This window comes from Metabacillus herbersteinensis, assembly GCF_042433335.1.
In the GTDB taxonomy this organism is placed as follows: domain Bacteria; phylum Bacillota; class Bacilli; order Bacillales; family Bacillaceae; genus Metabacillus; species Metabacillus herbersteinensis.
The window spans coordinates 88,478-101,538 of record NZ_JBHLVO010000009.1; the positions used below are offsets into that span (position 1 = coordinate 88,478).

At 33.1% G+C, this 13,061-nt stretch carries 10 protein-coding genes and 1 pseudogene; 2 read left to right on the forward strand and 9 right to left on the reverse strand.

Features of this window, described 5'->3' with window-relative positions:
- Positions 1 to 333: 333 nt before the first annotated feature.
- Together ACFFIX_RS12645 and ACFFIX_RS12650 are read left to right on the forward strand one after the other, a co-directional pair.
- Positions 334 to 648, forward strand: coding sequence for a helix-turn-helix domain-containing protein (locus tag ACFFIX_RS12645; protein ID WP_378934426.1), 315 nt, complete (start codon positions 334 to 336; stop codon positions 646 to 648).
- Between the two features lie 26 nt (positions 649 to 674).
- A complete protein-coding gene (locus ACFFIX_RS12650; RefSeq protein ID WP_378934428.1) occupies positions 675 to 1,523 on the forward strand; it encodes an IS3 family transposase in 849 nt (282 codons plus the stop codon).
- 257 nt (positions 1,524 to 1,780) lie between these two features.
- Here the strand turns inward: ACFFIX_RS12650 and ACFFIX_RS12655 are convergent, their stop codons facing one another.
- The 9 genes and pseudogenes from ACFFIX_RS12655 to ACFFIX_RS12695 form a co-directional block, all read right to left on the reverse strand.
- Positions 1,781 to 2,911, reverse strand: a complete 1,131-nt coding sequence (locus ACFFIX_RS12655; RefSeq protein ID WP_378934430.1) for a DegT/DnrJ/EryC1/StrS family aminotransferase — start codon at positions 2,909 to 2,911, stop codon at positions 1,781 to 1,783.
- A 17-nt stretch (positions 2,912 to 2,928) separates the two neighbouring features.
- Positions 2,929 to 3,492 carry an N-acetyltransferase gene (locus ACFFIX_RS12660; RefSeq protein WP_378934432.1) on the reverse strand — a complete coding sequence of 188 codons (564 nt, stop codon included), beginning with the start codon at positions 3,490 to 3,492 and terminating at the stop codon, positions 2,929 to 2,931.
- A 65-nt stretch (positions 3,493 to 3,557) separates the two neighbouring features.
- Positions 3,558 to 4,883, reverse strand: coding sequence for a nucleotide sugar dehydrogenase (locus ACFFIX_RS12665; RefSeq protein WP_378934434.1), 1,326 nt, complete (start codon positions 4,881 to 4,883; stop codon positions 3,558 to 3,560).
- 4 nt (positions 4,884 to 4,887) lie between these two features.
- Positions 4,888 to 5,145, reverse strand: coding sequence for a UDP-N-acetylglucosamine 2-epimerase (locus ACFFIX_RS12670; protein WP_378934437.1), 258 nt, complete (start codon positions 5,143 to 5,145; stop codon positions 4,888 to 4,890).
- Between the two features lie 297 nt (positions 5,146 to 5,442).
- Positions 5,443 to 6,352 (reverse strand): annotated as a pseudogene (locus ACFFIX_RS12675) (nucleotide sugar dehydrogenase); the annotation flags it as partial.
- A 1-nt stretch (position 6,353) separates the two neighbouring features.
- Positions 6,354 to 7,451 (reverse strand): non-hydrolyzing UDP-N-acetylglucosamine 2-epimerase, encoded by a 1,098-nt coding sequence (gene wecB, locus ACFFIX_RS12680; RefSeq protein WP_378934439.1) that lies wholly within the window; start codon positions 7,449 to 7,451, stop codon positions 6,354 to 6,356.
- 764 nt (positions 7,452 to 8,215) lie between these two features.
- Positions 8,216 to 9,820: an asparagine synthase-related protein gene (locus ACFFIX_RS12685; RefSeq protein WP_378934441.1), complete on the reverse strand. Its 1,605-nt coding sequence runs from the start codon at positions 9,818 to 9,820 to the stop codon at positions 8,216 to 8,218.
- Positions 9,821 to 9,840: 20 nt separating this feature from the next.
- Entirely contained in the window at positions 9,841 to 11,133 is a 1,293-nt protein-coding gene (locus ACFFIX_RS12690) for an oligosaccharide flippase family protein (protein ID WP_378934443.1), read from the reverse strand.
- 556 nt (positions 11,134 to 11,689) lie between these two features.
- The gene (locus ACFFIX_RS12695; protein ID WP_378934445.1) at positions 11,690 to 12,892 is read right to left on the reverse strand and encodes an O-antigen polymerase; all 1,203 of its coding nucleotides are present in this window, start codon (positions 12,890 to 12,892) and stop codon (positions 11,690 to 11,692) included.
- Positions 12,893 to 13,061 lie beyond the last annotated feature (169 nt).

A 13,061-nucleotide genomic window follows, 5' to 3' on the forward strand; every position in this document is an offset into this window, starting at 1 on the left:
TATTCTATTAAGGAAAATGCTTGTTTATGATCAGGTTCTCCACTCCTAATGCCTCAATTTTTAACACCAAATTAATTATTTAATTTACTAATCTAATCCACTCCAAACCAATTGGAAGCAAGAGAACAGTCCCCATGCTTCCAGAGGAACCATCGTAAAACAAAAAAAGAAGTAGCGATCTGCCCCGTAGGTTTGATCGTTACTTCTTTCCCTGCTGTGAAACATTTCTGTGAAACAAGAAAAATCGGGTGGTGACAGTGGTCGACCCCCTTATAATAGACAAGTAGACTGACATAATTCGGTGGTATACTTGAATGAAAGGGGGATTTTCTTATGAATAAAAAACATCGTAAACATCACTTAGATCCCAAAATTAAAATTAGTGCTGCCAAAGATTACTTACATGGTTTTAAAACTTCTAGTGAGCTGGCGCATGAACTTAACGTTGACCCAGATACGATCCTTAATTGGGCAAAAAAATATAAACTTCATGGGCCAGATAGCCTCTATAAATTAGATAAATCCAAAACGAATGATACATTAAAATTACAAAAAGAAATAGAACAGCTTAAATCAACTTTAAGAGCGAAAGATGTGGAGATCGACATCCTAAAAAAGTTCCAGGCCTTTCTGAAAGAGAACGAATAAATAAGAAATACGATGGTATTTCTGCTTTGAGGAAGGAGTATCCCGTTACATTACTATGTCAGATTCTTAATGCATCAAAGAGTGGATATTACGCCTATCTAAAGCGTCCTAAACCAACCTTTTCTTCTAGTGATAAACGATTAATTACCAAAATTAAAAGAGCCTACAAACTACATGAGGGCACTTACGGTGCCAAAAGAATTGCCTCTTATTTAAAGAAGAAAGGCACTCGAGTCAACCACAAGAGAGTCGCTCGGTTGATGAGAGAAATCAATCTCAAAGCTACGGTTCGTCAGCCAAAAATCACCCATACAAGAAAGATTCAATCTGCCGGATATATCTACGAAAATAGGCTGCAAAGAGACTTCCAAGCAATGATGCCCAATGTGAAATGGGTAACCGATGTAACCGAGGTTTCCATAAAGGGGCGTAAGCTCTATGTCTCCGCTATAATGGACCTGTTTAATCGCGAAATACTCGCTTTAAAAGTCAGTGCTAGTCCAAATGCAGAGTTAATCAAACAAACACTGCTGAAAGCAAAAAAGAATCGTAAACTCTCTTCGTTGAAGGGAATAACGAATCATAGTGATCAAGGCAACGTCTATCGATCATTTGCCTACTTTCAATGGAGCAAAGAACTGGGGTTTACCCTTAGTATGTCTAGAAAAGCGAACTGTTGGGATAACGCAGTGATAGAGAGTTTTTTCTCCACGCTTAAAGTAGAAGTACCTTGTTTTTTTCCTACCATCTCTGTCGAAACACTAGAAAGCGATTTACTAAAGTATATAAGCTATTTTAACGAAAAGCGTAGTCAAAAAAGAGTAGGATATCAATCTCCAAAAGAGTATCTAACATTATATAAAAAAGCAGTTTAAAAATTTCATTGTTTAAGCTTTTTTTAGTGTACTCTTTTTAAACTATTTATATAATTTTTGAGATTAACATTTTCTATTTAACCGAATTTTTTTAGTGTCTATTTTCAGGGGGCTTGACCACAGGCACGCAAAACTATACAGCAACAAGCTTTGCAACACCAATTTTATGAATTGCTGCTGCATGCTTTTTTGCTATAAAGCCACATCCGACAATTGCAAAATTCATAACGAACCTCTTCCCTTTTCAGATATTATGCTTAAGCATTCATGAATTCTTGTATTACATCACATACTTTTGTAATATCTTCCTCTTTTAGATATGGATGCATTGGAAGTGAAAGAACAGTATCACAAAGTTTGTTGGTTACAGCAAAATTTTCCTCTTCGAATGATAGGTCTGCGAATGCCTGTTGAAGATGCATTGGTTTAGTGTAGTAGATCATACTTGGAATATCATTTTCTTTTAGCTTAGCCTGTAAAGCATCCCTTTGTTCTTTTGACTCAAGTTTGATTGTATATTGGGCAAAACTGGAATAATAACTTTCTGGAATAAAAGGTGTTTCCACAATATTCTGCAGTTTTTCACTATACAGTTGATAAGCTCTATTTACTCCATCAAGTTCATGTTCTTTAAATGCATGTAATTTTACATGCAAGATAGCTGCCTGCATGGTATCAAGTCTGGAATTAACACCAATTCTTACATTGTCATATTTGTTTTCACCTTTTCCATGCACTTTATAGGAACGAAGCAGTTCAGCTGTTTCATCACTATCTGTAAAGATTGCTCCGCCGTCTCCATAACAACCTAAAGGCTTAGCTGGGAAAAAGGAAGTAGTTGCAGCATCACCGAAACTGCAGGCCATCTTACCATTAATATTTCCACCAAATCCTTGTGCACCGTCTTCCAACACAAGCAAATCGTACTGTTTAGCAATCTTTTCTAACTCATCATAATTAGCTGGGAGCCCAAACAGATCAACTGGTATAATTACTTTAGGATTTAATTTTCCCTCTTCTTTCACTTTTTCAATTGATTGTGTAAGCTTATCAGGATCAATATTGAAAGTCTTTTCATCAACATCTACAAAAACAGGAGTCGCTCCGTTAAATGATACTACTTCTCCCGTTGAGAAGAATGTAAAATCTGGTACGAAAACAGCATCACCTTCTTTTACATCCCAAACCATTAAAACCAATGACAAAGCATCTGTTCCATTAGCACATGTAATACAATGCTTAACACCTACGTATTCAGCTAATTCTTTTTCAAGTTCATTTACTGGTTTTCCGCCTATATATTGGCCGCTATTTAACACATTTTGAATAGCATCATCTATAGCTGATTTATACTTATTATATTGAGTCTTTAAATCACGAAACTCCATACTCTACCTCTTTCCTCTTATTTTATTTCATTTAAACTACCCTCTATTAATTCGTAAGATCTATCACACTCTTTACAACTATAATCTTCCTTTAAAGGAAGGCCACATTCACAAACCCAACCAATCTGTTTTGCAGGTACACCTGCCATAAGGGCATAATCTGGAACATTTTTTGTAACTACTGCACCAGAAGCTACCATTGCCCAACTGCCAACAGTATTACCACATACAATCGTTGCGTTTGCTCCAATAGAAGCACCATATTTAACTAACGTTTTTTTATATGCAGTACTTCCCTTTGGATATTTACTTCTCGGAGTTAAATCATTAGTAAACACCATAGATGGACCGCAGAACACATAATCTTCTATTTCCACACCCTCATATACGGAAACGTTATTTTGAATCTTTACTCCATCGCCAATTTTAACGTTATTAGATACATTTACATTCTGTCCAATTGAACATTTTTCTCCAATTTCTGCACCAGAATGGATGTGACTAAAATGCCATACCTTTGTTCCTTCTCCTATCTTTACATCATCATCAATGTAGCTACTTTCATGTACAAAATACTGCATCTTAATTTCTCCTTATCTATTCCTTTAAATAATTAATTAAGGAAGAGGTCCTAATGGAAACCTTTCTATAGCAACTCTATATTTTCTCTATTCGTTATATCTTTCATTGCATTTTTCGTATCAAAAATAGCTTTTGCGTGCTGTTGTACGAGGGAATAATCAACCATTGTATGATCTGCTGTTATCATAACCAAGTCTGCTTCTTCAATGAGCTCAACTGTTAATTTCGTTTCGCCCTCTTTAAATTTTCCATGATTATTATACTCTGATATATAAGGATCAAAATAAGTAACATCTGCACCTTCTTTTTCTAATTCATCAATTACCCTAAGAGCAGCACTTTCTCTATAGTCTTCTATATCTTTTTTATAAGCTACACCAAGTACCAGGACTCTAGATCCATTCATAGCTTTTTTGTTTCTATTTAAGATTTTGCTTGCTCTCTCTACGCAATATTCAGGCATCCGATCATTAACCATCATAGAGGATTCAATCATTGATGTATGAAAACCGTATTCACGTGCCTTCCAAGAAAGATAGTATGGATCTAGTGGAATACAATGCCCTCCAAGTCCTGGTCCAGGGTAGAATGCTTGGAATCCATACGGCTTTGTTTTTGCAGCGTCAACAACCTCCCAAAAGTTAATCCCCATTTTATTACTAAGAATTGCAAGTTCATTCACTAAGCCAATATTAATATTTCTGTATATGTTTTCAAGAATTTTTTCCATCTCTGCTACTGCTGGTGAAGATACACGATGAATAGGCGCTTCTAAAATACTCTCATATAGAGCTGCTGCAACATCTGTGCATCTATCTGTGCATCCGCCCACTACTTTAGGTGTATTTTTTGTTTTAAAGTTCAAGTTACCAGGATCTACACGTTCCGGAGAATACGCAAGGAAGAAGTCCTCGCCACATTTCAAGCCAGATTCCTCAAGTATCGGTTTTAAAAGTTCTTCAGTTGTTCCAGGATAAGTTGTTGATTCTAACACAATTAACATGTCCTTATGCATGTAAGGGACAATACTCTCTGCTGAGGCTTTTACATAACTGAGATCAGGTTGTTGATACTTATCTAAAGGAGTTGGAACACAAATACTTACACAGTCTGCTTGGGCTACTTTTCCAAAATCAGAAGTAGCCTGAAGATATCCATCTGTAACTAGAGCCTGGAGATCTTCATTGACTACATCACCAATATAGTTTTCCCCCTTATTTACCATAATCACTTTCGACTCTTGAACATCGAAACCAATTGTTTTATATCCAGCTTTTGCTTTTTCAACAGCTAACGGTAGGCCTACGTATCCTAGCCCTATAACTCCAAGAGTTGCAGTTTTGTTTAATAATTTTTCTTTCAAATTACTAGTTATAGTAACGGAATTCATAATTTTAGTTTCCTCCTTTTAATATAGCATTGCAATTATTCTCCGCAGCTTTTCCATTCCCAAATAGCATAGGTTGTGGGTGTTGCAAGCAGTCTAGAGGCCTTGTAACAGAGTTTAGGATTGTATCACCATTAGTTGAACTTAAAACATTCCAATCATTTTCAAAAGTTTCAATCCATTCAGTTTGGTCTCTTATTGTTGTACATGGTGTTTTAAGAAAGTATGCTTCTTTTTGAAGGCCACCAGAATCTGTTACACCCATTTAAGCATTTGCAGTCAGGTATAACATCATTAAGTAACCAACAGATTTAATTAGTGTTACATTGTCTAATTTAATATCTAATTTATTAATTAATTTTCATGTTCTTGGGTGAATTGGTTTTCCAGACCAAGAGAACTCGTTTTCTTATATGGAGAGAGCATGCAGTGAGTGCTAGGAATTAGTAAAAGGACCTGTCGAACAATGCTGTAAAACAAGAAAAAACAAGTAGTGACTGGCGTTTAAAAATAAATGGTGAATTTAGGAAGGAAGCAAAAGAACCGTCCCCGCGCTTCCCCTTGAAGACTCAATCATTGATGTATGAAAACCATATTCCCTTGCTTTCCAAGATAAATAATAAGGATCTAGTGGAATGCAATGGCCACCTAATCCAGGACCAGGATAAAATGCTTGGAAACCGAAGGGCTTAGTCTTCGCTGCATCGACAACTTCCCAAAAATTAATCCCCATTTTATTACTTAGCATAGATAATTCATTTACTAGACCGATATTTATATTTCTATAAGTGTTTTCTAAGATTTTCTCCATCTCTGCTACAGCAGGAGATGAAACACGGTGAATTGGAGCCTCTAGTATACTTTCATAAAGAGTTCCAGCAATCTCTGTACAAGCTTCGGTTACACCGCCAACTACTTTTGGCGTGTTTTTAGTCTTAAAAGTAATGTTTCTAGGGTCAACACGTTCTGGCGAGAATGCTAAGTAAAAGTCCTCTCCACACTTTAGTCCTGATGTTTCTAATGTTGGCTTTAATACTTCCTCAGTTGTTCCTGGGTAAGTAGTTGATTCCAAAACAATTAACATGTCTTTATGCATAAAGGGTACAATACTTTCAGCTGAAGCTTTAACATAACTAATATCTGGTTGTTGATGTTTATCTAATGGGGTTGGTACACAAATACAAACACAATCTGCGTTAGCTACTTGAGCGAAGTCTGTAGTTGCTGAAAGCAAGCCAGATTGTACTATTTCTTCTAGATCTTCGTTAACCACACTCCGATGTAGTTTTTCCCTTCCATAACCATCTTAATTTTAGATTCCTGCACATCAAATCCAATGGTTTTATACCCTGCTTTTGCTTTCTCTACAGCTAGGGGAAGTCCAACGTAACCTAGTCCTATTACTCCGAGTATTGTGCCGTTTTAGTTAATAACTTATCTTTTAAATTACTACTCGTTGCTATTTTAGTCATTTTAATTCCCTCTATTTAATATTGAATTACAGATTTTTTTAGCAGCTTGTCCATCTCCAAATAATAGAGGTTGAGGATGGTTGAAACAAGTTAGCTCTCTATTAACTTTCTCTAAAATTGAATCCACATTAATGCTACTTAACTGGTTCCATCCATTTTCTAGTGTTTCTACCCACTCTGTTTGATCCCTTAAAGTAGTACAAGGAGTTTCTAAGAAGTAGGCTTCTTTTTGAAGACCACCAGAATCAGTAACAACCATACATGAGTTTGCTGTTAAATATAGCATTAATAGATAACCCACTGGCTCAATTACTTTCGTATTTTTCAGCTCTATATTGTGCGCTTCTAATATCTTTTTAGTTCGTGGATGTAAAGGGATTATAACTGGCTTATCCAGTTTTTCAAATGTGTTAAAAATTGTTTTTAATTTTTCAGGTTGGTCCGTATTTTCAGCACGATGAATTGTCGCTAAATAATAATCTTTTTCTTTAAGATCTGCTTCTAACCCATAGTTTTCTTTTAGTTCTTTTAACCAAACACCGTTATCAAACCATTTATTTGAGAGATTAATATTTCGAAGAACAGTATCATACATTAAATCTCCTGTATTAATAACTCCTTTAGTAATTCCTTCTTTTTTTAGATTGTTAACCGCTGTTTCTGTTGGACAAAGTAACAATTCAGATATATGATCCGTAAGAATCCGGTTTTGTTCCTCTGGCATTCTCTTGTTATAACTTCTTAACCCTGCCTCAACATGGAAAACAGGAATGTGTAACTTACTACCAGCTAATGCACCAGCCAATGTTGAATTGGTATCACCATATACAAGAATTCCAACTGGCTCTTCTTTAATTAGAATTTCTTCAATTTTTTCTAGCATCCTACCAGTTTGTAACCCATGACTACCTGATCCTACCCCTAAGTGATAGTTCGGCTTTGGGATACCAAGTTCTTTGAAAAATACATCAGACATATTAGTATCGTAATGCTGACCGGTATGAACTAAAATCTCTTCGCCATACTTTCTAAATTCCTCTGAAAAAGGAGCCGCCTTTATAAACTGTGGTCGAGCACCAATGATTGTTATTACTTTCATATTTTAGTTTCACCCTATTATATAGATTTTCATATATGCTCTACTGCTTTCCCATTATAAAATAGATTGTGGTGTTTCAAACAGTCCAACTCTCTTAAAACTGATTTTAAAATTTCATCACTCTCAATTGAATATAAAATATCACAATCATTCCCAAAAAATACTAGATCATTCTGTTCGGTCTCTTAGTGGTTGTTTTGCGGCCTTCGGAATCTGTTTGTAAACGCAAGAATAAAGTTAACAGCAGGCATTGATACCTTAATAGCCTCGTGACTCATTATAAACGCATCCTAACTCCATCATTTCCAATAGTAAAGAAAAAAATAAAGCTTCTTAAAACCGCATAAGTGCTCTTTAAGTAGCTTAGTCAGATAACTCCCGAAATAAATATCAAATCCGAGGGTTGACAGGCACTTGAACTCTAAATCTGCACTTGTTACTTGATAGCCTACTTGGGTAAAACAAACATCGGTTACGAATCCAACGTAACAGGTTACTGCAACAGCTATTAGTACATATCGTTTTTCTCTCTTTTACTTACTACAATTTGTATATGCAACAGGGATGGGTTCTCTGAAAAGTCACTTTTTAAGTTATATTTGTCCACTTGTATTTTTCTAACCTTGTTCTCACTGATTCCTTGGTATTCTTTAACACACTTTAAAGTCATAGGGCTCAGTTCCCGTTTCTCTAGAACTACGGAAATGCGTTCATTATTTGACGTTTACCTAACTATAGTCTAGCAGAAAGTACACTGAACCGATTTAAGACTTCTTGTTATCTTTCGACATATTTCGTGTAGTGACAGGCACCGAATACCACTTCTTTAAAAACTCTAAAGTCAAAACAGAATTAACACTTGAACCTTTTTTAACAAAATATCTTAGTTTCATTTTTGTACTATAAATACCAAACCAACCTTGCTCATCATACAAGATTGACTTTATTCTATACATTTCTAAGTAAACACTTTTAGGTATCTTATTTTTTAAAATATTAATAGTTTTAATTGATTTTTTATTTTTCTCAATTGCATTAAATTGCTGTTTTTCCTCTACGTATTTAAAAAATAAACCTCTATTTATTCTTAGTTGCATTGGAATTTTACTCCAGAAAGAAATAAGGTCGTTATCCCACAATGGTAGTCTCCACTCATACCCAAAGTATTCATATACCCGAACAGAGTTACAAATAAATTTTGCTTGGCGTTCCTGCCAATCCCACTTTTCAAGATCATCTGCAACTTCTGCATTGTTACTATACAGTTTAGAACCAATTTGTTTTTTTAGTTTTAGAACAAGCTTTTTATTTATTTCTCTTTTAGACCTATCCCACCTCCATAAATTATAATGTTTATTGATTATAGTTTTCAGTAAATCATTGTCAGATAATTGCACACTCTTAACGAAATTTGCAGGAATATGGCTGCCTGCCAAAAAATCATAAGCATGTCCAGGAACAAAAATTGCGTCATCATTAATAATCTTCAGTTTCTTTAACTCTTTAACAGCAAGAAAATCTTGTATATGAGCTAAAGATGAAAAATTGCTAGCAAAGTCTACATATTGGTTATATTCTTTGCTTTCGTAACACTTCTTCCATTTTGTTTCATTATAAGGGACAAAACACCACTTAAAACCAAGTTCATCTGCTACTTGTTTTGAAATTCTTGCCTCTGCATTATCTGGCTTACCATATGTAAAACATATGATATTTTTATAATTTAACCTCTTTAACATAACTGCAATTAACCTTGAATCATACCCCCCACTTAAGGGAATTACAACTTGCCTACCTTTAAATGTTTTTATCAAATTTTTAAATACGGAGATATGAATTGTGTCCAACTCCCTTATTAACTCTTCACTTGAAAATTGGGAGGGTTCTTGATGCCTTAGTTCAAAATAACTTTCAACTTCTAGGTTATGAGAGTTCGAGGAATATTTTAAACTCTCACCGGCTTGTAATTGTTTTATTTTAGGATATAGTGTATCTGTACCAGTAACGTAACCAGTTAGTAAAAATTCTTCTGAAGATACATCATCAATTTGCTCATCACCAATTTGTTCTTTTATCCATGAAAGATTATCACTAATTAAAAAGTCATCACTTGTTTTACAGTAGAATAGAGGAATACTCCTTAACCTATCAACTGATGCGAAAAGTATTCCGTCTTTTTCATATATGACTGAAAAAAAACCATTTAAATGAGGTAGTTTTTGTTCAAATTGTAAACCAAACTCAGAAGATTCATTTATATTAAAATACAGGTTCGGATTTGTGTTATCAAAAAAATAACCTTTAAAACTAACTCCTTTAAAGTTTTTCCACATAAAGCCATTGTTGTATGATAAGTTTACTTTAGTCATGTTCTCCACCACCTTACCTATTATCTAGTTTTTTTTACTACATTTAAAACATTGAACAAAAGTAGTAAATCCTTCTTTTCCGGCACTAATAATTCTTTAATTGTGAATCCTTCTTTTGTAACAAAAATTATTATATATAATAAACCATATATAAAATATGATAATGTCGAGGCTAAAGCAGCTCCCATCATTCCTAAATATGGTATTAAAATAATGTTTAATATGATATTACATAATAATGTTATAGCTGTTACTATCGTGTGAATAATTGGTCGACCCTCTGTAATAAAATATGCATAAGAAACTTTTCCAATAGAAGCAAAAATTATTCCAATAAACAGAACAAAAGTTATATTGGATGCATCACTAAAACTTTGGCCGTAAATGAAAGGTATAAGTGGTGTCATCCCCATCCCAATTATTGAAACTATCATTGCGATGTAAAAGGTATACTTTATAGTACTGTAAATAATAAATTTTTTATCTTCAATTTCATTATTAATGTTGTATAGTCTCCCTGTTAAAGCACTTGTTACACTCATTGGAACCAAAAATGCCAGTTCAGCTAAGTTTACTGCAATTGAATAAATTCCAAGCGACTCTATACCTAACATTGATTTGATAAGGAATTGATCGGCACGATAGTTTAAAAAAATAAATAATGCCGATAGATAAGCAACAAAACCATATTTTATTTCTTGCTTTATCAAAGTGGCATTTATAGAAAATTTAAAATTAATGCCTAATCCTTTAACAAAAAAAAGCATCCTCAATAATGATGAAACCACAAATAGAATTAGATAATTTCTAACGCTCAAAACTTCAGTAATACTTAATAATATTGTAGTTAAAAATATAAAGCTTTCACCTATCAATAAGAACTTATTAATTTCTACAATTCTTTCATTTCCAACATAAAACTCTTGTATTGTAATAATAATAAAATTAATTAATACATATGATAATCCTATTATGATTAAGTCAAAACTGTAATCTGTTAGAATTAATGATTGTATTCTTAAAATGAATACTAAAGAAGCTATAATACTAAAAATGATAAGTAGTATACTAATATTACTGTTGAATATCTCCTTCTGACTATAATTTGAACGCTTTTGAAAATATGCAGTTGCATGATTAATACCAAAATGACCATAACTTGCAATTAGGCCAAAAATTAGAATTATAAAAGTAATATACCCTCGACCTTCTGCTCCTAGTACCCTTGCAACTAAAATACTGGTTAAAAACATTAATATAATTCTAATTACTTGTGCCAATAAATTACTTGCAATGTTTTTTTTATAGCTCATCCTTTATTTCCTTTCGACTATTTTGATAGCACACTACTTCATTAGTAAATTAAAGAATATCGCTAAAGCAATAGTCAAATTTTTCTAAGGCAACTTTTTATAGTTTCACTTTAAAAAGTTGAACAATCAACTTCAATAATTCCAATACTTAGGAGATTAAAGTATTTAACTTTCGTCATTTAAAGACATTATTTATAGACTGTCTAAAATACTTGAAATTTCTTGGCCTTTTTACACCCTAATCAATCTTTATCCTATTTACTTTATCTATAATAATTTTTCAAAAAAGGTACTCTAATTTCCTTCTAAAGTTCCTAACACCTAGTACTAATACTTTGATCTTTTAAAGGCTTGCCTTCACTATATGATATTTACAGAAAGCTGTTAAAAACAAGCTCTGACAAACTGTTATTAATTTTACTAGCAGTCTCAACTAATAGTGTATGATACTTCTTTTCTCTGACTTACCAAGTGAACTATGTCTTTGAAGTGTACATTTTTTTGTCTAGCATCAATGATGCTATAATAAATTATTTTTTCGGAATAGTTCAATTAGTTATAACTTTCTTCCAAAAATAGAATGCAAAATGTGACCAGAAAAATACAATAAAATAGTGAGGAAGGTAACACCTATAACTCTAGTGTTAAAAATAAACTCCGAAAAAAGCCCGCCGGTAATACCTTGTGAAAACAAGAACATGATATATATCCACCAACCAGTAACCAATGGCGTTTTTGGCAGTTTATACAATAGCAATGTGAAAAATTGTAATATAAGCGCAACAATAAAAGGTGCAAAGGCTATCCCAATATAGCCGAAATTCGCATATGCCTCAGCTATAAAGAGAGAATTCATTACCCCAACTGTTCCCCTCTCTATTCCAGCTGGGTTAACAAATGTCATTACAACTCTAGCAGAGTCTATAAAATCCATTCCCAAAAAACGGAGAAAGGCAAAATCTGCACCAAATAAAAATGAATGGTATTCAGGGAAAACATTTAAAGTATTTACAAACCCTACTAATTGACCAAATATCATTCTCCCAATTGGTCCCCCACCAAATATTAATGTTTCATAATCCAATACTAGATCAATAAAATTTTCATTAGTAACTATATACATTAATAATACAACTGAAGTAACTATAATAGCTGAATTTATTATTTGTTTATTTGAAATTTTACCTTCAATTAGCACTTTTAAGAGAATGAAGCTAAGGATGTAAAAAGCAATCGCAGACTTAGACATACTAGCACCATATATTAGTGCTGAGTTAACAAACAAGATAAAAAACATTATCTTCCATTGGAATTTTTTATACATTTTCATATAACTGTATGCAATGTAAGAACAAAGTGGTAGAAATCCGTTTCCAAAGATACCTCTAATGAGTTCGGAACCCCCAGAGCCTCTACTATATTCAATTCTACTCTGCGATATATTTACACTTTTTCCTAATAAGAAATCGAGTAATGGCGAACCTATTAGTAAATAAATTGTTATAAAAAATGACAAAATAGTAATAACCCATAAAGGATAATATATATATTTATCGTTTATTGAAAATGTCGGTTTTAATGGTTTATCTAAGTATTTAATAAAAAGTATTTTTGGATCAATTCTCCAAATTTTATTAAACATAATAATAAATAATGGCAATGATAGTAGCACATAAGAAGTACACAAAAAAGTTATCAAATATAATCTTTCACTATAAATATGCCTAAGATCCGGATGACTAGTAAAACCAATATACATTAAACTAGCTCCGACAAATGAAAGTAGAACTAAATTATAGTAAAATATTAGTGATAGAGGTGTTAGTCTATTTATTCGTAAAGTCCCATTTGCTTTTTTAAAAAAGAGAAAAGAACATACTAAAATAAGTATTGATATAAATACCTTTAACAAAATCACCATTTTTTAT

Excerpts from the sequence above, each read along its gene's own strand:
- ACFFIX_RS12655 (WP_378934430.1), bottom strand. The coding sequence starts at position 2,911 with ATGGAGTTTCGTGATTTAAAGACTCAATATAATAAGTATAAATCAGCT.
- wecB (WP_378934439.1), bottom strand. The coding sequence starts at position 7,451 with ATGAAAGTAATAACAATCATTGGTGCTCGACCACAGTTTATAAAGGCG.
- ACFFIX_RS12660 (WP_378934432.1), bottom strand. The coding sequence starts at position 3,492 with ATGCAGTATTTTGTACATGAAAGTAGCTACATTGATGATGATGTAAAG.
- ACFFIX_RS12665 (WP_378934434.1), bottom strand. The coding sequence starts at position 4,883 with ATGAATTCCGTTACTATAACTAGTAATTTGAAAGAAAAATTATTAAAC.
- ACFFIX_RS12690 (WP_378934443.1), bottom strand. The coding sequence starts at position 11,133 with ATGAGCTATAAAAAAAACATTGCAAGTAATTTATTGGCACAAGTAATT.
- ACFFIX_RS12685 (WP_378934441.1), bottom strand. The coding sequence starts at position 9,820 with ATGACTAAAGTAAACTTATCATACAACAATGGCTTTATGTGGAAAAAC.
- ACFFIX_RS12695 (WP_378934445.1), bottom strand. The coding sequence starts at position 12,892 with ATGTATATTGGTTTTACTAGTCATCCGGATCTTAGGCATATTTATAGT.
- ACFFIX_RS12645 (WP_378934426.1), top strand. The coding sequence starts at position 334 with ATGAATAAAAAACATCGTAAACATCACTTAGATCCCAAAATTAAAATT.
- ACFFIX_RS12670 (WP_378934437.1), bottom strand. The coding sequence starts at position 5,145 with ATGGGTGTAACAGATTCTGGTGGCCTTCAAAAAGAAGCATACTTTCTT.